The sequence below is a fragment of the Amycolatopsis solani genome (genome assembly GCF_033441515.1).
Classification (GTDB): domain Bacteria; phylum Actinomycetota; class Actinomycetes; order Mycobacteriales; family Pseudonocardiaceae; genus Amycolatopsis; species Amycolatopsis solani.
On the sequence record NZ_JAWQJT010000002.1, the window covers coordinates 2,381,275 to 2,403,636 of the forward strand.

A 22,362-nucleotide genomic window follows, 5' to 3' on the forward strand; every position below is an offset into this window, starting at 1 on the left:
CGCGCCGCGGCGGTGGGCGCCCACTTCAGGTGCGGTCGGGCATACCGACCGGGTGCGCGATGTCCTCCCGGATGGCGTGCAGCCCGGTCAGGGGGCCGTCGACCTGCATGAGGCGGCCCATCGGCAGCTGCCCGAGATCCACCGGCGCGTAGCCGAATTCCTCGACCACGGTGCGGAAGCGAGCCTTGGCGTCCGCGTCGTCCCCGGCGTGGAAGAGGATGCGGCGGCCCGCCGGGGTGACCGGGTCGGCCGCGATGACCGGCCCGTAGAGGTTGTCGAACGCCTTGATCACGTGGGCGTCCGGCAGGAGCGAGGCGACGAACTCGCTGCCGCCGACGTCCAAGCTGTCGAGGACGGCGGCGGGAGGCGGGTCCGCCCACTGGTTGGTCGCGTCGATGAGGATCCGGCCCGGCCGCGCGGGAAGCGCTTTCACCGCTTCGCGTACGCGGCGCCAAGTCACGGCCAGGACGACGAAATCGGCTTCACCCGCTTCGGCGATGGTGCCGGCGGACGCTCCCGGGCCGAGCCGGGAGACCAGCCCGGTCAAGGTTTCCGGTCCGCGGCTGTTGCTGAAGACCACTTCGTGGCCCGCCTTCAGCGGGTGGCTCGCGATGGCCTGGGACAGCGTCCCGGCTCCGATCATCCCGAACTCCGACCATGACGCGGGTGCGGTGGCTGGACGAGCGGGAACAACAAGCCTGGCGGAGCCTGATGGCGATGCAGGAGGGCCTCACGGAGTTCGTCGACCGCCAGCTGCGGCACCGGTGCGGTCTGTCCAATGCGGACTACCAGGTGCTCGCGCACCTGTCGGAGGCGGCGGAACCGCTGCGGTCCTACGAGCTCGGCCGGTTGCTGCACTGGGAAAAGAGCCGCCTGTCCCAGCACCTGACGCGGATGGAAAAACGCGGCCTGGTGCGCCGGGAACCCTGCGACACCGACCAGCGCGGCTCGGTGATCGCCAGCACCGCCGAGGGCACGAAGCTGATCGAAGCCGCGGCCCCCCAGCACGTCTCGGACATCCGCGAGATGGTCATCGACCACCTCACCCCGCAGGAACTCGACGCGCTCGCGGCCATCAGCGCCAAGGTCAACGCCCGGCTGGCCGCACGGGACCAGGACTGAGCGCTACGCCAGCTCTTCGACGTGCCCGCCGCGCGAGTACTCCGCCCACCCAGGATCACCCGCCCCGGCGAACGCGACCCACGAGCGGTGCATCCGGGTGGCGAGCGCCGCCGGCGGCTCGCCGGTGCCCAGCAGCTTCCGCGGCCCACGCAACGAGGGCAACGCAAGGTTGTCGAAGACGAACGGCAGCTCCATCACGTGACTGGCGCCCAGCTGCCCGTCGACCGCGTTCGACCGCCAGCCGAACTCGTAGCGGTAGGTCGTGCCCGACGTGTGTGCCGTGGCCAAGGCGTGTGTGCCGGTCCGGAACAGGCCGTCACTGAGCACCAGCGTCCGCAGTTCGGCCGGTCCGGCGTGCGGGTAGCGGCTCCGGTAGCCGCGCACGGCGTCGTCGGGGTCGCGGTGGAAGAGCGCCGCCGTCTCGCGGACGTCGAGGTCGGTGCTGCCCGCCAGCTTGCCCGCGGGCGCGAGGTAAAGGCGGCCCTCGTCGCGGTTGTCGCCGATCAGCAGGTCGACGGCGCTGTCACCGGCAGCCTCGGCCGGCTGGCGTTCGCTCACCAGGCTGAACGCCGTGATGCCGCCCAGCGGGTGGTGGTGGGTGGACGTCCGCAGATCCAGTCCCGCCAGGTCGGCCAGCACGGCGACCAGCCGGTCCTCCGGGACGTCGGCCAGCGCCGCGGCGGTGGGCGCGACACCGAAGTGCCGGCCCACCCGCCCGGTGACCATGGCCGCCTGCTCGGGCGCGAAAGCGGCGGTGCCGCTGCCGCTCTGGATGATCGCCCGGTGGAAGAGGCCGGCCGCGGCCGGCTCGGCGAGGACGCCACCGACGAGGATGGCGCCGGCCGACTGCCCCGAGAGCGTGACGGTGCCCGGGTCGCCGCCGAACCCGGCGATGTTGTCCCGCACCCACCGCAAAGCGGCGACGACGTCGAGCAGGCCGCGGTTGTCCGGCGCGTCCGGCAGGTGGAGGAAACCGGGGATGCCCAGCCGGTAGTTGACCGTCACGAGCACGACGCCGTCCCGGGCGAACGCCGAGCCGTCGTAGAGCGGTGCGCGGTTGGACCCGGCGACGAAACCGCCGCCGTGGACGAACACCAGAACCGGGCGCGGCGAGCCGTCCGCCGGCGGGGCCCAGACGTTCACCGTCAGGTAGTCGTCGCCGCGCTGCCACCCCGGGCCGAAGTACGGCGACATGTCCAGCACCCCGAAGGAATCCCGGGCCGGCTGCGGCGCGGTGGGGCCCGGCCGGGTTCCGTCGCGGACCCCGGACCACCCCGGGTGGGGATCCGGCGGGGCGAACCGCCGGATCCCGAGGGGTGCCTTGGCGTAGGGCACGCCGAAGTGGACGGTGCCGTGGTCGTGCCGGCGACCGCGGACCGGTCCCCCGGTGGTGGTGACCGTGCTGAATTCGGCCGGAGCCATCCTGCGTCTCCTGTCCGGCTCAGTACCGGGGGAACGGGGCCCAGTTCTTGATCCCGAACCCGCTGCCGCGGTGTTCGACCTCGAGCGCGCTGTGACCGCTGAAGTGGGCGGGTAGCACCAGCGCGGCGGAATCGGCGGCCCAGCCCAGCAACCGGCGGCGCGTCGCCCGTGCTTGCGCCGGGTCCTCGCAGAAGCAGCTGTTGTGCTCGGCGTGGGTGACCTGCAGCGGCGTGTGCAGGAGGTCACCCGCGAACAGCGCCCGGTCGCCGCCGGACTCCAGCTTCACCACGCTCGACCCGGGGGTGTGCCCGGGCGCGGCTTCCAAACGCAGGTTGGCGTCGATGACGTGGCCGGTTTCCCACAGCCGCACCTGACCGGCGGCGTGCACCGGCACCACGCTGTCCTCGAAGACGTTTTCGTTGACCCCGCCGGCGATCCCGGAATTGTTCGCGGGATTCCAGAACTCGAAGTCCGCCTGGGGCATCAGGTAGGTGGCGTTGGGGAAGGTGGGCACCCAGTTTTCCCCGTCCCAGCGGGTGTTCCAGCCGACGTGGTCGACGTGCAGGTGCGTGTTGACCACCAGGTCGACGTCCGCCGGCCGGACGCCGGCACGGGCGAGGGCGCCGAGGTAGTCGAGGTCGAGGTGGTCCCACGCCGCCACCGCGGGCCGGGCCTTGCCGTTGCCGACGCCGGTGTCCACGACGATGGTCCGGCCGCCACTGCGCAGCACCCACGACTGCATGGCGACGTGCACCATCTTGTCGTCCGCGCCGAGGTGGTCGGGCACCAGCCACTCGCGGTGCTCCTGCCAGGCCTCCTCGGGCACGTCGGGGAAGAACTGATCGGTGGGCATGATCGGGCCGTGCGTCTCCTCGACGCGGGTGACGGTGACCTCGCCCAGTGCGATCTGGTCCATGGCGGTTCTCCTTGCGGTGAAAGGGGTTCGGTCAGCAGCCGAGGTCGGCGACGACGAGGTTCGGGTCCCGCCCGGTGACGTACGCGGCGCTGAACACGTGGACGGTGCGGCCGCGCACGGCCACCGAAGTGGGGCTCTGCAGGCCGTCGGCCGCGGTCAGCACGATCGAGTGGCTCCCGTCGGACCGGACGAGCGCGACTTCGCTGGGGCCGTTGAGCGCGGCGAGCAGCTCGTCCCCGCGGCCGGTGAACGCGAAGTCGTCGATGCCTTCCAGCCCGGTGGCGACCGTCCGCACCGCGCCGGCGCCGCCGTCCCGCCGGATCGGGATGCGCAGCACGGTCCCCCGGTCGAGGTTCGTGGCCCACACCGCGCCCCCGCGCAGCTTCAGGCCGTTGGCGCCGAGGAAGCCGGTGGAAGCCAGTTCGGGCGCGGTGGACCAGGCGACCGGGGTGCCGCCGGCCGCGGGCACCCGCCAGAGGGTGCCGAGCACCGAGTCCGTGACGTACAGGGTGCCGGTGGCCTGGTCGAGGGCCAGGCCGTTGGGCAGCCCCTCGGCCGGCAGGGCGGCGATCCGCTGGGGCCGGCCGCCGGGCCGCAGCCGCCACACGCCGGTGAGGTCGGAAGTGCCGGTGGCGTAGAGGAAGTACAGCGTGCCGTCGGCCGCGCGGGTGATCCCGACGGTGAGCGGGAACCCGAGCACCGGGGTGTGGACTCCCCCGTCGGCGGGCGCGGGCAGGGTGGCCAGCACGCGGACGGACCCGGCCGGGGAGATTTCGGCGATCTGGCGCCCGGCCGCGAACGTGACGTCAAGAGCGTCGCCGGGCGTCAGGGCAACGTTCTCGGGCGTTTGCCCCGCGGCCAGGTCGAAGTGGGCGGCGATCCGCGCGTTGTGCAGCGGGGCGGTGACGGCGGACGCGGGCGTGGCGGTCAGCGCGACGCTCGCGGCGACCAGTACGGACGCCGAGTACCAGGGCAGCTTTTTGGACAACGTGGTTCCTTCACTCGTTTTTCGGGCGCGCGTCAGCGACACACCGGCGCGCGGGGGTGTGGTGGGGTCAGACCGGCGTCGACGCCGGGGCGGTGTCGCGCTCGACCGCTTGGGAGAGCAGCATCAGCGCCGCGCGGGCCGGCGAGCCCGGTTCCGTCGTGGCGACGACGACGGCGGGACCCGGCCCGCTGCTCAGGGTCTGCTGCAGGACGGTGAGGGTGCCGACGAGTGGGTGCCGCATCTCGTACGGGGCGACGGCGCAGGCCTTGACCCGGTGGTCGGCCCACATCCCGGCGAACTCCGGGCTTTTGGCGCTGAGCTCGCCCACCAGGGCGTGCAGCACCGCGTCGTCCGGGTACTCCCCCGCCACCAGCCGCAGGTTCCCGACCACCGCGCGGGCTTTGCCCGTCCAGTCGGCGTAGAGCTCCCGGGTGTGGCTGTCGAGGAACACCAGGCGGGCCATGTTCGGACGCTCGGCGGGCCGCGCCGGGGCCGCGAAGTCGAGGTGACCGGCGAACAGCGCGTGCCCCAGCCGGTTCCAGGCCAGCACGTCGGTGCGCCGGCCGAGCACGATCGCGGGCACTCCCGCCAAGGCGTCCAGCAGCTGACCGGCCGCCTCGGTCACCCGCTCCGGCGCCGGACGCCGGTTCCGCGGACGCCGCCGGTCGGCGCGGGCCAGGTCGTGCAGGTGCCGCCGCTCCGAGTCGTCCAGCCGCAGCGCCCCGGCGATCGCGTCGAGGACCTCGGCTGACGCGCTGAGCGACTGTCCCTGTTCCAGCCGGGTGTAGTAGGAGGCACTCACCCCGGCCAGCAGGGCCAGCTCTTCCCGGCGCAGCCCCGGCACGCGACGGCGTTCGCCGTAGGTCGGCAGCCCGAGGTCTTCGGGTCGCACCTGGGCTCGCCGCGCCTGGAGGAAGGCCCCGAGCTGCGTCTTTCCGGTCATGGCTCCAGTATCGATCGCCTCGCCGCCGTCAGCCTGCCCCAGCTGGGGGTAGGCAACGGCGGGGCTGGTTGCCGGGCGCTCGGGCGAGTGAGCTGACCTCGTGAACACCATCGAGGAACTCGACGTGACCGGATTCGCCTTCACCAGGAGCGCGTGGGTCGACGCCGCCCCCGCCCGCGTCTACGAGCTGATCAGCGACGTCTCCGCCATCGGCCGGTGGAGCCCGACGGCGAGCGGCGTCGCCTACGACGACGGCGACGGCCCGTGGCCGGGCGCGTGGTTCAGCGGCGCCAACCGCCGGGAAGACCGGGAGTGGACCACCCGGTCCCAAGTGGAGCGAGCCGATCCGGGGTCCGCGTTCAGCTTCGTCGTCGGCGGCACCGAGGACGGCATCGTCCGCTGGGCGTGGGACTTCCGTGCCGAAGGGAGGGGAAGCCTGGTGCGCCAGTCCTGGCGGCTGCTGCGCTTCGACCCGGTGCTGGGAAAGTCCCTGGCCGAGCTGGAAGCTCTGCGCGAATACATGGCGGGCAGCGTCGAAACCACCCTGGCGGCGCTCGCGCGCTGGGTCGCCGAGCAGGGCGGATCGCCGCAGTAGCGGCGGAACGGCCGGTCAGCTGGGCTCGGTGCCGCCGTCGAAGCTCCACGCCGGCTTGCCCCCGGCGGCGGTCGAGGTGACCGCGGGCCCGATCAGCAGGAAACGGGCCTCTTCCTCCGCCACCGGGCAGTGCTCCGTCCCGCGCGGGATCACGTAGAGGTCGCCCGGGCGCAGCTCGACGTCGCCGGTGCGGAGCTGGATCCGCAACCGGCCGCTGAGCAGCAGGAACGTCTCGTCCTGGTCGTCGTGCTGGTGCCAGGTGGTCGAGCCGATGCCCTTCGCGACCTTGAACAGGTTGCCGTTGGCTTCGGCGAGGACCCGCTGCGACCAGAACTCCGTGAGCCCGGCCGCTTCGTGCGCGAGATCGATGGCCGTCATGAGCACCCTCCTTGTCGTGGTGTCCCGATCGTGCCGCCGGAGCCGTCGCGAAAACAGTGGTAGAAATGGCGGATGTCGCGCGATTCCTACCAGCCGGTTCCGGTCGGCCTGCTCCTCGACGAGGGATCGAACCCCTTCGAGTTCGCCTGCGTGTGCGAGGTGTTCGGGGCGCGGCGCCGTCCGGAGATCGGGCGGGAGCTCTACACACTGCAGGTGATCGCCGACGAGTTCCGCCGCCGCTTCCCCACCGTGGACCTGCGGGAGGACCTGCTCTACGTCGACGACGGCTCGGTCCTCACCTCGGCGGGCAGCGCGGCCGCCCTGGACCTGGCCCCGCACCTCGTCCGCGCCGACCACGGCGCCGAGATCGCCAACGCGGTCAGCCGGCGGCTCATCTTCTCGACCTACCGCGAAGGCGGGCAGAAGCAGTTCGTCGAGAAACCGGTGCCCGAAGCGCGTCAGCAGTCGCTGAGCGACACCCTGGCGTGGGCCCGGGAGCGGCTGGACACCCCGCTCACCGTCAACGACCTCGCCGCCCACGCCTGCCAGAGCGTGACCACCTTCCACCGCCGGTTCCGCACCGAGCTCGGCACGACCCCGCTGGCGTGGCTGAACCTCGAGCGGGCCGAACTGGCCCGGCGGCTGCTGGAAACCGGCTCCGGCGGCCTCGACCACGTGGCGGCCCGCAGCGGGCTGGGCACCGCCTCGAACCTCCGGCGGCTGATCCGGCGCAGCACCGGCCTGACGCCGAGCCAGTACCGATCGGCTTACTTGCGAACCGCCGCGCGGTGACCAGTCGCGCCGATCCTCAGTGGACGGTGGCGGGGACCTATCGATCGTCCCGCGACCGCGGCGCGACAAGCTGCTCGAGGCGGCCGGTCTTCACGTCGTAGCGGTAGCCGGACACCTTGATGCGCCCCGACACGGCCGGTGCGTCGAGGATCGCCTGCACGTCGGCCGGGACGGTGTCCGACGGCTCGACGACCGCGGTCCGCCGGATTTCCGCGTCGTCGAAGCCCAGTTCCACGAACCCCTTGCGCAGTTCCGGATCGGCCATCAACGCCGAACCGCAGTCCGTGTGGTGGACGACCGCGATCTCGAACCAGTCCGCGTCCGGGGTCTTCGTCTCGTGCAGGTAGCTGATCCACGCCAGATCGTCCAGAAAGGACTGGTTCGCGCGGCCGCCGACCGTGCGGGCGACGATCGCGTCCCCGAGTTCGAGGCCCATCGTGGCCGCCGGGTCGACCCGGGGGTCGATGCAGGTGAGGACGTAGACCTGCTTGTTCGGGATGAACGGGATGTCCGGAACCTTGGCCTTGGCGTCGGTTTCGGCGAAACGGGCGTTGTTGTCCAGCAGTTCCTCGAAGGTGCTCATGCCTCAAGACTGCTGACGGGGCGGGGATCGGACCAGGGGCAGGACAGCCAGTTGGCGAAAGGCTTCGGCCACTACGACGCGCGGGACTTCCGGTAGGCGGTCGGCGTCGTCCCGAGCTGGCGGGCCATGTGCAGGCGCAAGTTGGCCGCGGTGCCCAGCCCGGTGCGTTCCGCGATGTCCTCGACCGGCAGCGGGGTCGACTCGAGCAGCCGCTGCGCTTCCAGCAGCCGCTGGGTGGCGAGCCAGCGCATCGGGGTCATGTCCGTGCGGGCGCGGAACTTGCGGGCGAAACTGCGTTCCGGCATCCCGGCGTGCCGGGCCATCTGGGCGACGGTCAGCGGCCGGTGCATTTCGCCGACCATCCAGCCGAACGTCGCGGACAGGCCGTCGTCTTCGCTGACCTGGCTCGCGAACTGCGCTTGCCCGCCGGGCCGGTGCGCCGCGACGACCATGTACCGGGCGACCCGGGAGGCGGCCGCCGCGCCGTGGTCCTGCCGGATCATGTGCAGGCACAGGTCGATCCCGGCGGAGAGGCCGGCGCTGGTCAGCAGCCGGCCGTTGTCGACGTAGAGGACGCCGGGGTTGAGCCGGATCGCGGGGAACCGGCGCCGGAATTCGCCCGCCTCCCGCCAGTGCGTCGTCGCGACGTGCCCGTCGAGCAAACCCGTGGCCGCCAAGGCGAAAGCCCCGATGCACACCGAGGCGATCCGCGCGCCACGGGCGTACGCCGCCCGCAGCGCGTCGAGCACGTGCGGCGGCGGATCCGCGAGCGGCCGGAACCCCGGCACGACGATCGTGTCCGCCTGCTCCAGCGCCTCCAGTCCACATTCGACATCGATCGCGAACGGCGACTGGGTCGCCACCCGTCCCGGCTCCGGGATGCAGACGTCGAACCGGTAGAGGTCCGCCTGCTCCTGGTGCCCGAACGCCTGCGCGGCGATGGCGAGGTCGAAGGTGACCACCCCGGGCAGCACCAGCGCGACGACGCGGTGCGGGCCGGGTTCTGGCGGTGGCATGGGTTCGAGTATCCCACTCCGAGCCCGCGCGCCTCCGCCTCCCGGGCCGAACGTCGAGTACTCGGCAGGCCCGGCCCGGCGGGTCGACAACCACGCTCGATATCGGGCCCGGCGGGCTGATGCGCCGCGCGCCCGCACCGCCCGATGCTGACCTCCGGAGAGATCGAACGAACCGCAGGAGGCAGACATGTCCGTCACGGTGGGACTGCTGGTGACGCTGGAGGCCCAGCCGGGCAAAGAGGCCGACGTCGAGGAGTTCCTCAACACCGGTCGCTCGCTGGTCGAGGAGGAGCCGGCCACCTACCCCTGGTTCGCCGTCAAGCTCGGACCGACGACTTACGCGATCGTGGACTTCTTCCCCGACGACGCCGGCCGCACGGCCCATCTGCAGGGCAAGGTCGGCCAAGCGCTCGGGGCGCGGGCCGGCGAGCTGTTCGCGAAGCCACCCGACATCGCGCAGCTGGATGTGCTGGCGTCGAAGCTGAAGTGAAGGTGGTCAGGACCGGTCGACCTGCTCAATCGGCCGGGCGGTGTCGAGCAGGATCTTCAGCAGTTCGCCGGGCACGTCCCGCATGAGGTTGTGCCCGCCGTCGAGAGCGTGGGTGGTCCACGAGGGATCCGCACGCAGGCGCTGGTAGATGGGGGTGAAGGGCGATTCGCCGTCCCAGCCGGCGGCGTAGACGTAGTCCCGGCGCCGGAACCGGGTCGGGCCGCCGGACAGGCGGAGCGGCTGGAGCAGTGAGGCGAGTGGGTGCGGGGTGGCCCGCGGGTCGAAGAACGGCAGCGGGCGCACGGCGTACCCGGTGTCCACGACGTCGAGGTACCACCGGCGTTCCTGGTCGGAGACCAGTGCCCAGCAGGAATCGCCGTGCTCGGGCACGACGGCGTCGAGGTAGACCAGGCGGTCCACGCGCTCGGGCACGCGGTCGGCGGCCCCGGTGATCACCATTCCGCCGTAGCTGTGGCCGACCAGCACGGCGTCGTGGATGTCCTCGGCCGCCAGCAGCGCGGTCACGTCTTCGATGTGCGTGTCGAGGTTGACTCCGCCGGGCAGGAGGTGGCTGCGTTCGCTGAGCCCGGTCAGCGTCAGCGGATGGACGAGGTGCCCGTGTCCGCGGAGTTGCCCGGTCAGGTCGGCGAAACACCAGCCGCCGTGGCACATGCCGGGAACGAGGACGAAAGTGGCCATGATCGTGCTCCGGGTGGTCGTCGGGGGATTCAGCGGATCTCGGTGTCGGGTTTCGGGGCCGCCGCCAGCAGTGCCGCCACGGCGCACAGGACGGCGGTCCAGGCCAGGGGCGCGGCCACCCCGGTGTGATCGGCGAGGAGGCCGGCCAGCCACGGGCCCACGGTCTGTCCCGCGGCGAACAGCGTGGTGAACGCGGCGAGGGTGGCGGTCCAGCCGTCGGGTGGCACGACGGTCCGGATGCGCGCGGTGACGGCGGCGGGGACCGCCATGAAGGTCGCTCCGTAGGCGACCACGGAGGCGATCGTCACGGCAGGTGAGGGTGACACCAGCGCCAGCGCCGCGCCGCCGGCCAGCACGCCGAGCACGAGAGCCAGAGCACGCGTGCCGCGCCATCGTGTGATCGGGCGGCTCCACAGGGCGGGTGACGCCACGACGGCGGCGCCCAGCGCCGTCCACGTGAGCACCACCTCCACGACCGATGCGTGCCGGTCGGCCAGGTACACGGACAGGAAGGTGATGTAGGCGATGTAGCCGGCCGAGAACAGGAAGTAGGCCACGGCGATCCGCCACAGCGGGCGCACCCGCGCCCGGCCGACCTCGCCGGCCGGCCGCGGCTCCTCGCCGGTTCCCGCCACCCTCCAGCAGATCAGGGCCGCCACCCCGGCTGCGACACCCAGACCGATCCACGCCACCTGCCAGCGTTCCGCCAGTCCTGGAACGATGACGCCACTCAGGACGATCCCCAGGCCCGTGCCCGCGAAGTACACCGTGATGGGTGCGCTGGAGCCGGCACGCGCGGAAGCCCGGGCCGCGATGACACCCCCCGCGATGAACACCACCGCCCCGCTCGCGCCGGCCACAGCGCGGACCGCCAGCAGCACCCCGAAGACGTCACTCGCCGCCGTGCCGGCCAGTGCCAGCGCGGTGACGACCATGCCCCAGCGGAACGCCGCCGCGGTACCCCACCGGCGCACCACGGCCGCCGTCACCACGGCGCCGGCCAGGTAACCCAGCCCGTTCACGGTGCTGATCGCCCCCGCCTCGGCCAGCGTCCACCGCAGGTCCTCCCGCATGGCCGGGACGAGCAGGCCGTAGGCGAAACGCCCGAGCCCCAGCGCGGAGGCGGTCCCGAGCGCCAGCCGCGCCGCCTCCCGAGTCGCTGTCACGCCCACCCCCGCAGATCGAACCGATCGGTACGATCTGGACGCTAGCACACCGATCGAACCGATCGGTACCATCGTCTTGTGCCCGTTGCCAAAGGCTCGACCATCGACCCGGACCGCACTCGCGCCACGATCCTGCACGCGGCCACCGGCCTGCTGTACGAACGCGGACTCGACGGCATCGGCGTGACCGAACTCTGCGCCCGCCTCGGCGTGTCCAAAGAGACGCTCTACCGGCACTTCGACACCAAGGACGGCCTCGTCCAAGCGGTGCTCGAAGCACGAAGCGACCGGGTCATGAGCTGGCTGACCGGCGCCGTCACGGCCGCCGGCGACGATCCCGCCGACCAGCTCACCGCCCTGTTCGACGCCCTGCAGGGGTGGTACGGCGAGCCGGCCTTCCGCGGCTGCGCACTGCTCAACGCCGCCGCCCAGCACCACACCGGCACCGTGCGGGCCATCACCGCACGCCACCTCGGCCGCTACCTCGAACTGCTCACCGAGATCGCCGGCCGAGCCGGAGCCGCCCACCCGCACCGGCTCGCACGGCAACTGCTCATCCTCGTCGAGGGCGCCACCGTCGTGGCCGACCACCACGGCCCCCATGGCGTGGGCGAAGACGCCTGCGAGGCAGCACTCGCCCTGCTCGCCGCGGCCCGCCGCCCCTGACGGACGAGGCTCACCAGCACCAGCGAAGAGGGCCTTGCTTCCCTGCGCAGATACGGCTATCGAAACTTCAGTGGCCTCGACCACAGTCGGCCGTGTCGCTCCTTTCGGATGACGACAGCGATGATCTTGATTGGATAATCTCCGCGGGTCACTGGGGACACAGCAGAGGTACAGACGCAGGCGAAATATCGTGAAGTCTGCATCATTTCTTTGAGAATGGAATACTTTTGATTGCCGTCGTCGTCGCGGAGAGTCGAGAGCTCACCCGAGCGGGATTTTGCACCGTCCTGGCGAAATCTCGGCGTTGTCGACTGGCCGGGGAAGCCGACGACGCCCTCAGCCTGATGACCGTGGTGCGCGGAAGAGAAGCGCAGGTCGTGCTGCTGGACGCGGCGCTGCTGCGTCGACACGGCATCCTCCTGATTGACCAGGTGTTCGCCAGAAGCCGAAGGAACAGCCCGCGGATCATGGTGACCTCCACACCCGGGGACGAGGACCTGGTCCTGGACGCGGTGTGCGCAGGCGCAGCGGGTTCCGTGTCGAAGGATGTCGAGGTCGGCGAGTTGATCGAGGGCATCATCCAGGTCGCCGGCGGAAAACTGCGGCTGCCGCAGTGGGCGGTTCGGCGATTGGTGGCCGCACATCGCTGCGGCGTGCTGCCTGTCGGCGATCCCGCACCGGCGTTGACGAGATTGACGCCTCGCGAAACTCAAGTGGTGCGGCTGGTCGCCGCGGGACGAAGCAACGCCGACATCGCTCAGATCTTGGTTGTGAGCGAGTCGACGGTGAAGACCCACCTTCACCGTGCGATGCGAAAACTCGACGTGTCCAGCCGTAGCGAGATGGTCATATTCGCTTACCGCAATGGGTTGACCGGGCCGTTGTCGGCGACGGACTGACGAGCTGGTGGGGAGCCGCGATCACAGACAGGCCACAGCTCCCCCGGACCGCTCAGCCCGTCATTTACGAGGGACGCACGGCCCCTGGAGCTCAGTCGCGGCCACCGACTCGGCTGAACGACGAATTTGCCACTGTTTCTCCGTGACGGATCAGAACGTCAACGACTGTCGACGACGCGGTCGTCCACTCAGCACAGTGGATTTCAATCAACTTTCCCAGTAGGCCGGACACAACGTCGAAGGGTTTGCGGTGCGGCAGGACCGATTGGACGACATGGCGAGTGCGGACCCGAGGGACAGCGACAGAGCGGCCTTGAAGGCCGGTGGCCGCCGCCGGTCGAGCGTGAGCACGGTCGGCGGGCTCGGCGTGACGGTCGTCGCGACGTCGGCAATGAGCTATGTGCTGATCATCGGGGCAGGAAAGTACCTCGGTTCGGCTGACAACGCGATTTTCTTGGCTTTCTGGGGTTTGCTGATGGGCGTGGGCAGCGCCCTGTCGCCCGTCGAGCAGGAGTTGTCGCGGCAAACAGCTGCGGCTGCGACGCGGGGAGCCCGGCCCGGCCTGAGCGTGGCCAGGACGGTCGCGGTGACTCACCTGGTCGCGATCGCGGTGACCGCTTTGCTCGCAGTGCCGACAGTGAACGCGAAACTGTTCGGCCGGCACTGGGATTTGGCGCTGATCGCCGGGGTCGGTGTTGCGACGTTTCCCGCGCTCTACGCTCTGCGAGGCCTGTTCATCGGAGCCGCGCAGAACGGCCGTTACTCGGCGATCCTGCTCGCCGAGGCCGGAGTGCGGCTGGCGTTGTTCGCCGGATTCACCGTTGCCGGAATCAACGGCCTGACCTCGTTGGCGGTCGCTGTCGCGGCCGGATCATGCGCTTGGTTGCCCTTCGTGTTCCGGGCACGAGGCATGGTCGAGACGAGTACCCCGGGCGAGCCGTGGGGCGCGCTGTGGCGGCGCATGCTGGGTCTGATCGCCAGTTCCGCGTTGACGGCCAGCGTGCTGACCGGCTACCCGGCGGTGGTCAAGATCGCCGCACCCCCTGGGAGCGAGGAGATGCTCGGCGGTTTGTTCCTGGCCGTGTCACTCCTGAGGTCCCCTTTGCTGCTCGTGCTTTCGCCGATCCAGACGTTGGCGGTGCCGACGGTCGTCCGGATACTGCACCAGCCGGACGGAGGACGGCGGCTCAACCGGATCGCGGCTGCCGGAGCAGGCGCGACGGTGATCGTCGGCTTGGTCGTGAGCGCGGTGGCCTACGTCGCGGGACCATGGGTGTTCCACCTGCTGCACGTGTTCCACCTGCTGCACGAGGACCAGTTCACGGTACCCGCGTGGACGATGGCGGGTTTGGGTTGGTCCGGAATCATGCTGGTGGCAACGATGCTGGCGGGCGCGGTGCTGGTCGCCCGTAAACAGACAGGCCGGGTTGTCGCGGTGTGGGCGGTCGTGGCCGCGCTGAGTTTGCTGGTGGTGCTGGTATCGCCCGGTTCGATCGTGTTCCGCGCCGTTCTGGGTGCGACCATCGCCCCCACCGCCGGTTTGGTCGTTGCGCTTCTGACTGTGGTCACCACGCTGCCGCGCGGACATCGTCCAGGGTGACCGCCGCGGCCGGACGGTGTTGCTTCGAGTCGACGCCGGACCCACGGATAGTCGTGATTCACTCGAGTCAACCGGTTCGCCGGGCCCGACGTCATCGAAAAGGCGAGGGCGGTCGTTCGGCGCCGTGGACCGGCCGGATTGCCGCGGTCGCCCGATCGGAGCAGAAACCGTCCAGCTCATGGGCAGAATTGCGCATACCTGCATGCAGCGATCGACTCGGCGCGCACCATTCCGCCGAAGAAGGGATCGCTCATGTCGGTCACCGACGAGCTGCTCGCCAACAACGCCGAGTACGCCGCGCGCTTCACCGGACCGCTGCCGCTGCCGCCCGCCAAGCACGTCGCCGTGCTCGCCTGCATGGACGCCCGCATCAACGTCTACGGCGTGCTCGGCCTGCAAGAAGGCGAAGCGCACGTCATCCGCAACGCCGGCGGCGTCGTCACCGAAGACCGACTGCGGCCTGCTCACCTTCACCGACGACGACTTCAAGAAGTCCATCCAGCAGGACGTCGGCGTCAAGCCCGCCTGGGCCGCCGAAGCCTTCTCCGACCTCGACGAAGACGTCCGCCAGTCGATCGCCCGGATCAAGAACAGCCCGTTCGTCCCCAAGAAGGACTCCGTGCGCGGGTTCGTCTTCGCCACCGGGAAACTCAACGAGGTGAGCTGATCGCCCCGGGAACGTGACGACTCACCGCGGCGAGGATCCGGTCCACGCTGGTGGTCACGCCGGCTGACGTCGTGTCGATGGTGAGGTGCTCGCGATCCCAGGCTTCGTACTCCCGCGCCACGACGTCTCGCCACGTCGGGAGCCGGAGGCCGGGGACGTCGGCCTCCCGGCCCTCGACGCGGGCGCGGTGCTCGGTCACGTCACCACAGACCAGCTCGACCTCGAGCACCGGAAAGCCGGCGCCGGCCGCCCGCCACGCGTCCCTGGTGAGCTTCAGGGGATTCACGCACTCGGCCACGACGCCGACTCCGTTGACGAGCTGGTCGCGGGCCAGCGCGTAGCCGGCGACGTACCCCGCGGCCCGCGGCGGCGCGGCCAGCTCACCGGAGTCCACCAAAGCCTGTTCGATCGTGTCGATCCGCAGGTACGCCGCGCCCAGCGCCCGGGCCAGGGGCCGGGCCACGGTGGTCTTTCCGGTGCCCGGCAGGCCGCCGAGCACGATCAGGCCGACGGGCATCACCGGTCCGCGGGGTACAGCTCGCCGGCCGCCGGCACGGTCGCCCGGGCGAAAGCGTTCGACGCGGCCCCGAACAGCTCCGGTGTCGCGGTGGCGGGTGAAGTTCCGGTCGCCACCGCGAACCCGGGCTCGGCGGGGCCGCGAAACCGCGAGATGTCGATCAACGGCAGGGCGGTGGCAGCCCCGGAATCGTCGAGCGTCGTCACGTCCGGCAGCCTAAGCCGCTCTGGCGGCCGGGAAGGGCGTGCTCACATCGCGGACCCGGCGACAGCCACGGTTCGCCCCTTCGGTCAGCGGTCGATGGCGGCCATGTTGTCCGCGTCGTAGCGCTCGCCGGAGGCCGGGGGCAGGTCGTTCAGGCGGGCGACGTGGCCGGCCGTGAGTTCGATGGCGTCGGCGGCGGCGTTCTCCTCCAGGCGGGCGACTCGCTTGGTGCCGGGGATGGGCGCGATGTCGTCCCCCTGGGCGAGCAGCCAGGCCAAGGCGACCTGTGCGGGCGTGGCACCGATCTCGGCGGCCACGGCCAGGACCTCGTCGACGATGCGCAGGTTGCGTTCCAGGTTGCCGTCGGCGAAGCGGTGGTTGGTGCGGCGCCAGTCGTCGGCGTCGAGGTCGTTCAGGGAGCGAATGCCGCCGGTCAGGAAGCCGCGGCCGAGCGGGGAGTAGGGCACGAAGCCGATACCCAGTTCGCGCAGGACGGGCAGGATCCCGGCCTCCGGGTCGCGGGTCCACAGCGAGTATTCGGACTGGACCGCGGTCACCGGGTGCACGGCGTGCGCGCGGCGGATCGTGGCGGGGCCGGCCTCCGACAGGCCGATGTGGCGGATCTTGCCTTCGGCCACCAGTTCGGCCAGCGCGCCGACGGTTTCTTCGATGGGCGTGCCGGGGTCGACCCGGTGCTGGTAGTAGAGGTCGATGTGGTCGGTACCCAGGCGCTCGAGTGATCCCTCCACCGCCAGGCGGATGTTGGCCGGGGTGCTGTCCGGAGCCGAGCCGCCGGTGTGGGAGATCAGTCCGAACTTGGTCGCCAGCACGACCTCGTCCCGGCGCCCCCGCACGGCCCGGCCGACCAGTTCCTCGTTGACGAAGGGGCCGTACCCCTCGGCGGTGTCGATGTGGGTGACCCCGAGGTCCAGAGCGCGGTGGATCGTGCGGATCGACTCGTCGTCGAACCGGCCGGCGCCGGAGTAGAACGCCGACATTCCCATGGCCCCCGGGCCGATGCGCGAGACCTCGAGGCCGCCGAACGTAAGGGTTTTCATGCTCTGGACTTCCCATCCGATGAGTTAAGTACCGTTCGGTGCATAACTCTAACACATCAGGACCGATCGGTACCGAACTAAGCGCCAATATCTGTACCGAGTGGTACTGTTGTCGTATGAGCGACTCCGGCAAGGCCGTCATGGGTCGGCCGCGAGGCTTCGACGTCGACCAGGCGCTGGAACGCGCGATGCGGGTGTTCTGGGCCCAGGGCTACGAAGGTGCGAGCCTCGCCGAGCTGACCGGCGCCATGGGGATCACGAAGACGAGCATGTACGCGGCCTTCGGCAACAAGGAGCAGTTGTTCCGCAAGGCCGTCGAGCGCTACGGCGCAGGCCCGGCCGCCTACGCCACGCGCGCTTTGGAGGAGCCCACCGCAAGGGCCGTGGCGTCGGCGTTCCTCCGCGGCGCGGTCCGCGCCACGACCCCTCCCGACGGCCCCGCGGGCTGCCTGACCGTCCAGGGCGCGCTCGCCTCGAGCGACGAGAGCCGGACCGCCCACGACCTGCTGGCCGACTGGCGCAACGACGCGGGAGTCCGCCTCGAGGAGCGCTTCCGGCGCGCCGTCGACGAGGGTGACCTCCCCCGCGACGCCGACCCCCGGCGGCTGGCCCGGTTCATCATGACGATGGGGTTCGGCATCGCCGTGCAGGCCGCCAACGGCCTCTGTGCCGCCGAGCTCGACGAGATCGCCGACACGGCGTTGCTCAGCTGGCCTTCGTAGCGGCTGCGCTCCTTCGCTCACCTTTCGACGACAAGACCCTGAGGCGGTAGCTCGGTGCCTGACCCCCGTAAGCCGATCGGCGTCGGCATCGTCGGATTGAGCGCCACCGGAGGCTGGGCGGCCGGGGCGCACCTGCCCGCGCTGAAAGCCGTCGACGGCCTCGAACTTCGCGCGCTGGCGGCGAGCTCGGAGGCCTCGGCCCAGGCCGCAGGAGTTGCGTACGGCGTACCCGCGTACACCTCGGTCGAGCGCCTCGCCGGCGACGAGAACGTCGACCTCGTCGTCGTCGCCGTCAAAGTGCCCCGGCATCGCGAACTCGTGGTACCCGTGCTGAAGGCGGGAGTGCCGGTGCTCTCCGAGTGGCCGCTGGCCGTCGGCCTGCGCGAGGCCGAGGAGATGGCGGCGGCCGCCAGGACGACGCGGACCTTCGTGGGTCTTCAAGGACGCGCCTCGCCGACCTTCCGCTGGCTGGCCGACCTCGTGTCCGACGGATTCGTGGGCGAAGTGCTCTCCGCCACCGTCGTGGCGTCGTCGACCGAATGGGGCACTCCGGTGTCCCCGAACCTGGTCTACACGCTCGACCGCGAGCTGGGCGCCACGATGCTGACCATCCCGTTCGGACACGCGATCGACCTGGTGTCGATGGTCGTCGGCGAGCTGCGAGATGTGGTGGCCACGACCGCGACCCGCCGCCGCCGGGTTCCCCTCGGGCACACCGGGCAGGTCGTCGCGATGACCGCCGAGGACCAGATCGCGATCTCCGGCACCGTGGCGGGCGGGGCGATCCTGGCCGCCCACCACCGTGGCGGCGCGGCAACGGGTGCCGGGTTCTCCCTGATCATCGACGGCACGGCGGGAAGGCTCGAGATCACCGGCGCCGAATTCCCGCACCTCGGCCCGGTCACGGTGCACGGCACACGCAACGGCGGTCAGCCCGCGGAACTCACGCTGCCCAGCGGCTACGACGACTACCCCGCCCTGGCCGGAACCCCGATCCACACACTGGCGCACGCCTACGCCGCGATCCGGGACGACCTCGTCCACGGAACGGCCGTCGCCCCGGACGTCACCCACGCCGTCCGGCGCCACCGGCTCCTCGACGCGATCGCGCGATCCGCCGCCTCCGGCCGGCGAGAAACCCTCCCCCCACGGTAAGGGGGCGATTTCGGTGACGCGGTGGCCGGACCAGCTGGGTGCTTTTCTGCGGGCCCGCAGGGAATCCCTCGATCCGTCGAGCGTCGGAATCGCCGCCGACCGGGGACGGCGGGTGGCGGGATTGCGCCGGAGCGAGGTCGCCGCGCGCGCCGCCATCAGCACGGACTACTACACCCGGGTCGAGCAGGGACGGATCGCCGTCTCCGAACCGGTCCTGCACGCGGTGGCCCGGGCCCTGCGCCTCACCGGCGAGGAACGGCACTACGCGGCGACGCTCGCGGGTCACAGTGGACCGCGTGCGCCGGGACGGGTGCCGCCCAAGGCGTCGGCGACTCTTCTCCGGCTGCTCGACGAGCTGGTCCTGTCCCCCGCGATGATCCTCGGCCCCGGCACCGAAATCAACGACATCCGCGCCCGGCACCTCGACTGGCCGCGGGCGGCACGGCAGCAGGTGGCCGCGCTGCGCTACGACAGCGCCTGCCGTCCCGATGATCCCGCGCTGGTCGCCACCATCGCCGAGCTGGGCGAGCGCGACGCCGACTTCCGCCGCTGGTGGAACGAGCACGGTGTCGAGAGCCGTCACGACCGGCCCACCGGTTACCGCCACCACCACGCGGGCGAGCTGTGGCTCGATCGGGACGTACTGGTGCGTCCCGGCGATCCGGCCCAGAGGTTGCTGACCCTGACCGCCCCTCCCGGCAGCACCTCGGCGGCAGCCCTCCGGCGGCTCTCCGCCGCACCCAAGGGGGGATGAATCCCTCCCTCTCGTGATCGGAATGGCGGGCCGGAAGCCTGGGGTTGTGCGGGGCATGAAGGCAATCGGACTGCACGCATTCGGCGCCCCGGACGTCCTCGAGGTCTTGGAGCTCCCCGAGCCCCGAGCCGGCCGCGGTGAGGTGCGCATCCGCGTCCACGCGGCCGCGGTCAACGCGACCGACGTCCTGCTGCGCACGGGCGGGCACGCGGTGCGGATGCCGGGCAGCCGGCCCCCGTTCGTCCCCGGCATGGACGCCGCCGGAGTCATCGACGAAGTCGGCCCGGGCGTCGGCCCCCGGCTGGCCGAGGGGCAGGAGGTCGTGGCGATCGTGCCGTTCACCGGCCCGCACGGCGGCGCGTACGCCGAACAGGTCGTGGTGCCGGCGGCGAGCGTAGTACTCGCGCCGCGGGGGATTTCGCTCGCCGCGGCCGCCACCGTGCCGATGAACGCCCTGACCGCCCGGCTCGCGCTGGACACCCTGGCGCTGCCGCCGGGCGCTCCCCTCGCGGTCACCGGGGCCGCCGGGGCGGTCGGCGGCTACGCGGTCCAGCTCGCGCGGGCGGAGGGGCTCACCGTGCTCGCCGACGCCGCACCCCGCGACCGGGACCTCGTCGCCGGGTTCGGCGCCGACCACGTCGTCGAGCGCGGCGCCCTTGTCGCCGAGCGCTTGCGGGACCTGGTTCCCGACGGCGTCCCCGGCGTCGTCGACGGTTCGGTGCAGACGAGCGAGCTCCTGCCCGCCGTCGCGGACGGCGGGACGGTGATCGAGCTCCGCGGCTGGACCGGACCGGCCGAGCGGGGCATCCGGGTGCGCCCCATCATGACCTCCGACATCTGGACCGACACCGACGCCTTCGACACGCTGGCGCGTCAGGTCGAGGCGGGGACACTGACCCCGCGCGTCCACGCCGTCCTCAGGCCGGAGCAGGCCGCGTACGCCCATCGGCTCCTCGCCGCCGGCGGTCTGCGCGGACGTCTGGTCCTGGACTTCTCCTGATGCCATAAGACCTGGTCTCAAAACTCGGCGTGTCGCTGGGTGAACCAACGGCCCGCACCGCCCGCCGGTGGGCCCGGCCCGGCGGACCGGAGGCCCGTCAGGGAGACTGGGGGCCAATGCCCGCCCTCTCGACCTGGAGTCTTTGATGCCGCAAGGGACCGTCCGCTGGTTCGACGCCGAACGGGGTTTCGGCTTCCTCGCGCCCGAGGACGGCTCGCCGGACGTGTTCGTGCACGCCTCCGAGATCGTCGGGGACGGCGGCGGGAAACTGCTCCGCGAGGGTCAGGCCGTCGTGTTCGAGGTCGGCGAGAACGACCGCGGGCCGCAGGCGCTACGCGTTCGCGTCACCGGCGATGCTGCCACCGGCAGCGTTGTGGGCGTGCTCGGCACCGTCAACTGGTACGAGCCGGGCAAGGGGTACGGCTTCGCGTCGCCGGACGGCGGCGGCGCCGACATCTTCGTGCACAGCTCCGCCATCGTGACCGGCGGCGTGGTCACCGAGGGGCAGCGGGTGGCCTTCCTGATCGTCGAAGGCGAGCGCGGCCCGCAGGCCGAGCACGTGATTCCGCTGGGAGCAGGGGCCGGCTCACCCGCTGCGGCCGGTACCGCGGACGGTGCCGACGGCACGGTGGCCTGGTACGACGAGGACAAGGGCTTCGGCTTCATCAACCCCGACTCCGGCGCCGGGGACGTCTTCGTGCACGCCCGGGCCCTGGCCGAGGGGCTGACGTGGCTCACGGAGGGTGACCGCGTCGCCTACGAGGTGGCCAGTGGGGACAAGGGCCCGCAGGCCCGCGACGTGCACCTGGTCCGGGGCGCCGAGCCCCAGACGGCGCCGCAGCGGCCGGCACCTGCCGCGGCCGCAGGGCCGCCCGTACGAGGCGGCGAGGGCGTCGTCGCGCGCTACGACGGCGACCGCGGCTTCGGCTTCATCACCCCGGACGCAGGCGGCGACGACCTCTTCGCCCACGCGTCCGTGATCATGGGGTCGGAGCCGCTGCAGAAGGGTGACCGGGTCCGGTACGCGGTGCGGCAGAGCGACCGGGGCCCGCAGGCCGACCGCGTCGAACGCCTCTGAAGAGGCGGCCCCACCGGCTGATCACTTCCCGGCGAGAGTGCTCGTTCATCCCCGTCGATGGTCGCGGGGATCGCCGCCGCCCGGCGACACGGTCTCGGGAGTCCCGGCGAGGCGGCGCTGGAGGTCGAGGACGGCCTTGGCCCTGGCGAACTCCGCCGGGGTGAACGGCAGCAGCGACCGGGTCACCACCAGGCCGCCGTCGGCGTCGGCCAGCCGCATCACCGTTCCGTCGATGCCCTCACCGGCCCGCTTCCCGCGACGCCCCACCGGTTTCCGGACGATGTCGCACTCGCCCAGCACCGCCGGCAGCAGCTGGTCCAGGCCCGTTTCCCGGGCGGCCGCCAGTGTCAGCAACCGGGTCGGCAGGTCGACGAACTCGTGCACGTCCGCGGGGACGACGCGCACGTCCCGGCCGCCGCCGAGTTCGGTGACCGTCGCGATGTCCGCCGCGGTCGCCCCGGCCGGCGCCCGGACCAGGAACTCGTCCACCACGCCGTCCGGCACCGCGAGCACCTGCAGCGAAACGATGTCGTAGCGGTGCGCCGCCAGCGCGGCCGTCACCCCCGCCAAGCTTCCCGGCACGTCACGGACCGTGGCGCGCACCCGCCACGCCACGCCGGTCAGCAGCGGGTGTTCACCCGTGCCGCCGCGCGCCGGGTTCGGGCGCGGGCGATGCGTCCACCACCGGCGCCACGCGGCGGTGGCGATCAGGAGCCCGCCCAGCCCGAACAGCACGACGGGGCCGACGCGGTTGTGCGACAACGTGCTGACGAACAGATCGGCGACCCCGGTGGCGATGAACAGGGCCGCGAGCTCGATCAGCTCCCGGGTCATCGAGGTCCTCGCCCGCTGGACGGTCTTCGGCTGCGCCTCGGCTTCGGTCATGCGGCCAGCATCTACGCCCTCTTTTACGCCGCACCCGCCGACCTGTC

General features: G+C 71.6%; 26 protein-coding genes and 1 pseudogene. 13 read left to right on the forward strand and 14 right to left on the reverse strand.

Features of this window, described 5'->3' with window-relative positions:
- Positions 1-25: 25 nt before the first annotated feature.
- The gene (locus SD460_RS31495) at positions 26-643 is read right to left on the reverse strand and encodes an NADPH-dependent F420 reductase (protein WP_290050220.1); all 618 of its coding nucleotides are present in this window, start codon (positions 641-643) and stop codon (positions 26-28) included.
- Between the two features lie 14 nt (positions 644-657).
- On the opposite strand from SD460_RS31495, the gene SD460_RS31500 reads away from it, so the two are divergent.
- Positions 658-1,122: a MarR family winged helix-turn-helix transcriptional regulator gene (locus SD460_RS31500; protein ID WP_290050221.1), complete on the forward strand. Its 465-nt coding sequence runs from the start codon at positions 658-660 to the stop codon at positions 1,120-1,122.
- A 3-nt stretch (positions 1,123-1,125) separates the two neighbouring features.
- On the opposite strand, the gene SD460_RS31505 is transcribed toward SD460_RS31500, so the two are convergent.
- From SD460_RS31505 to SD460_RS31520, 4 genes are all read right to left on the reverse strand, one after another.
- Positions 1,126-2,544 (reverse strand): carboxylesterase/lipase family protein, encoded by a 1,419-nt coding sequence (locus tag SD460_RS31505; RefSeq protein WP_290050222.1) that lies wholly within the window; start codon positions 2,542-2,544, stop codon positions 1,126-1,128.
- 19 nt (positions 2,545-2,563) lie between these two features.
- Positions 2,564-3,460, reverse strand: a complete 897-nt coding sequence (locus tag SD460_RS31510) for an MBL fold metallo-hydrolase (protein ID WP_290050225.1) — start codon at positions 3,458-3,460, stop codon at positions 2,564-2,566.
- 31 nt (positions 3,461-3,491) lie between these two features.
- Complete coding sequence (locus tag SD460_RS31515) at positions 3,492-4,448, reverse strand: SMP-30/gluconolactonase/LRE family protein (RefSeq protein WP_318307136.1); 957 nt, start codon at positions 4,446-4,448, stop codon at positions 3,492-3,494.
- Between the two features lie 67 nt (positions 4,449-4,515).
- Positions 4,516-5,391: a helix-turn-helix domain-containing protein gene (locus SD460_RS31520; protein ID WP_318307137.1), complete on the reverse strand. Its 876-nt coding sequence runs from the start codon at positions 5,389-5,391 to the stop codon at positions 4,516-4,518.
- 100 nt (positions 5,392-5,491) lie between these two features.
- Between SD460_RS31520 and SD460_RS31525 the strand changes: the two genes are divergently transcribed.
- Positions 5,492-5,986, forward strand: a complete 495-nt coding sequence (locus tag SD460_RS31525; RefSeq protein ID WP_290050229.1) for an SRPBCC family protein — start codon at positions 5,492-5,494, stop codon at positions 5,984-5,986.
- Between the two features lie 15 nt (positions 5,987-6,001).
- Here SD460_RS31525 and SD460_RS31530 read toward each other — a convergent pair whose 3' ends face one another.
- Positions 6,002-6,364: a cupin domain-containing protein gene (locus tag SD460_RS31530; RefSeq protein WP_290050231.1), complete on the reverse strand. Its 363-nt coding sequence runs from the start codon at positions 6,362-6,364 to the stop codon at positions 6,002-6,004.
- Positions 6,365-6,436: 72 nt separating this feature from the next.
- Between SD460_RS31530 and SD460_RS31535 the strand changes: the two genes are divergently transcribed.
- The gene (locus SD460_RS31535) at positions 6,437-7,156 is read left to right on the forward strand and encodes a GlxA family transcriptional regulator (protein ID WP_290050233.1); all 720 of its coding nucleotides are present in this window, start codon (positions 6,437-6,439) and stop codon (positions 7,154-7,156) included.
- 37 nt (positions 7,157-7,193) lie between these two features.
- Here the strand turns inward: SD460_RS31535 and SD460_RS31540 are convergent, their stop codons facing one another.
- The gene (locus tag SD460_RS31540) at positions 7,194-7,739 is read right to left on the reverse strand and encodes a carbonic anhydrase (protein ID WP_290050235.1); all 546 of its coding nucleotides are present in this window, start codon (positions 7,737-7,739) and stop codon (positions 7,194-7,196) included.
- Between the two features lie 71 nt (positions 7,740-7,810).
- Positions 7,811-8,755 carry a GlxA family transcriptional regulator gene (locus tag SD460_RS31545; RefSeq protein WP_290050237.1) on the reverse strand — a complete coding sequence of 315 codons (945 nt, stop codon included), beginning with the start codon at positions 8,753-8,755 and terminating at the stop codon, positions 7,811-7,813.
- A gap of 187 nt (positions 8,756-8,942) precedes the next feature.
- On the opposite strand from SD460_RS31545, the gene SD460_RS31550 reads away from it, so the two are divergent.
- Positions 8,943-9,245, forward strand: coding sequence for a putative quinol monooxygenase (locus tag SD460_RS31550; RefSeq protein ID WP_290050238.1), 303 nt, complete (start codon positions 8,943-8,945; stop codon positions 9,243-9,245).
- 6 nt (positions 9,246-9,251) lie between these two features.
- On the opposite strand, the gene SD460_RS31555 is transcribed toward SD460_RS31550, so the two are convergent.
- Together SD460_RS31555 and SD460_RS31560 are read right to left on the reverse strand one after the other, a co-directional pair.
- Positions 9,252-9,944, reverse strand: coding sequence for an alpha/beta fold hydrolase (locus SD460_RS31555; protein WP_290050240.1), 693 nt, complete (start codon positions 9,942-9,944; stop codon positions 9,252-9,254).
- A 29-nt stretch (positions 9,945-9,973) separates the two neighbouring features.
- A complete protein-coding gene (locus SD460_RS31560) occupies positions 9,974-11,110 on the reverse strand; it encodes a YbfB/YjiJ family MFS transporter (RefSeq protein ID WP_318307138.1) in 1,137 nt (378 codons plus the stop codon).
- 78 nt (positions 11,111-11,188) lie between these two features.
- Between SD460_RS31560 and SD460_RS31565 the strand changes: the two genes are divergently transcribed.
- The 4 genes and pseudogenes from SD460_RS31565 to SD460_RS31580 all read left to right on the forward strand — a co-directional run bounded on the left by SD460_RS31565 (position 11,189) and on the right by SD460_RS31580 (position 14,942).
- Entirely contained in the window at positions 11,189-11,776 is a 588-nt protein-coding gene (locus SD460_RS31565; RefSeq protein ID WP_318307139.1) for a TetR/AcrR family transcriptional regulator, read from the forward strand.
- Between the two features lie 227 nt (positions 11,777-12,003).
- Entirely contained in the window at positions 12,004-12,675 is a 672-nt protein-coding gene (locus tag SD460_RS31570) for a response regulator transcription factor (protein ID WP_290050244.1), read from the forward strand.
- A 343-nt stretch (positions 12,676-13,018) separates the two neighbouring features.
- Complete coding sequence (locus tag SD460_RS31575) at positions 13,019-14,275, forward strand: hypothetical protein (RefSeq protein ID WP_290050245.1); 1,257 nt, start codon at positions 13,019-13,021, stop codon at positions 14,273-14,275.
- A 252-nt stretch (positions 14,276-14,527) separates the two neighbouring features.
- A pseudogene (locus SD460_RS31580) lies at positions 14,528-14,942 on the forward strand (beta-class carbonic anhydrase).
- Here SD460_RS31580 and SD460_RS31585 read toward each other — a convergent pair.
- The 3 genes from SD460_RS31585 to SD460_RS31595 form a co-directional block, all read right to left on the reverse strand.
- Positions 14,926-15,459: a P-loop nucleotide/nucleoside kinase family protein gene (locus tag SD460_RS31585; RefSeq protein ID WP_290050247.1), complete on the reverse strand. Its 534-nt coding sequence runs from the start codon at positions 15,457-15,459 to the stop codon at positions 14,926-14,928. The pseudogene SD460_RS31580 and the gene SD460_RS31585 overlap by 17 nt on opposite strands.
- Entirely contained in the window at positions 15,459-15,665 is a 207-nt protein-coding gene (locus tag SD460_RS31590; protein WP_290050248.1) for a hypothetical protein, read from the reverse strand. Before SD460_RS31590 ends, SD460_RS31585 begins: the two co-directional genes overlap by 1 nt.
- Before the next feature lie 84 nt (positions 15,666-15,749).
- A complete protein-coding gene (locus SD460_RS31595) occupies positions 15,750-16,721 on the reverse strand; it encodes an aldo/keto reductase (protein ID WP_290050249.1) in 972 nt (323 codons plus the stop codon).
- Between the two features lie 116 nt (positions 16,722-16,837).
- Here SD460_RS31595 and SD460_RS31600 point away from each other — a divergent pair, with 116 nt between their 5' ends.
- The 5 genes from SD460_RS31600 (at position 16,838) to SD460_RS31625 (ending at position 21,430) form a co-directional block, all read left to right on the forward strand.
- Complete coding sequence (locus SD460_RS31600; protein WP_290050250.1) at positions 16,838-17,443, forward strand: TetR/AcrR family transcriptional regulator; 606 nt, start codon at positions 16,838-16,840, stop codon at positions 17,441-17,443.
- A gap of 54 nt (positions 17,444-17,497) precedes the next feature.
- Positions 17,498-18,598: a Gfo/Idh/MocA family protein gene (locus SD460_RS31605; protein WP_318307140.1), complete on the forward strand. Its 1,101-nt coding sequence runs from the start codon at positions 17,498-17,500 to the stop codon at positions 18,596-18,598.
- A 13-nt stretch (positions 18,599-18,611) separates the two neighbouring features.
- Entirely contained in the window at positions 18,612-19,352 is a 741-nt protein-coding gene (locus SD460_RS31610; RefSeq protein ID WP_290050252.1) for a helix-turn-helix domain-containing protein, read from the forward strand.
- A 55-nt stretch (positions 19,353-19,407) separates the two neighbouring features.
- Positions 19,408-20,352, forward strand: coding sequence for an NADP-dependent oxidoreductase (locus SD460_RS31615; protein WP_290050253.1), 945 nt, complete (start codon positions 19,408-19,410; stop codon positions 20,350-20,352).
- Positions 20,353-20,497: 145 nt separating this feature from the next.
- Positions 20,498-21,430, forward strand: a complete 933-nt coding sequence (locus SD460_RS31625; protein WP_354670596.1) for a cold-shock protein — start codon at positions 20,498-20,500, stop codon at positions 21,428-21,430.
- 45 nt (positions 21,431-21,475) lie between these two features.
- On the opposite strand, the gene SD460_RS31630 is transcribed toward SD460_RS31625, so the two are convergent.
- Complete coding sequence (locus tag SD460_RS31630) at positions 21,476-22,315, reverse strand: ACT domain-containing protein (protein WP_318307141.1); 840 nt, start codon at positions 22,313-22,315, stop codon at positions 21,476-21,478.
- Positions 22,316-22,362 lie beyond the last annotated feature (47 nt).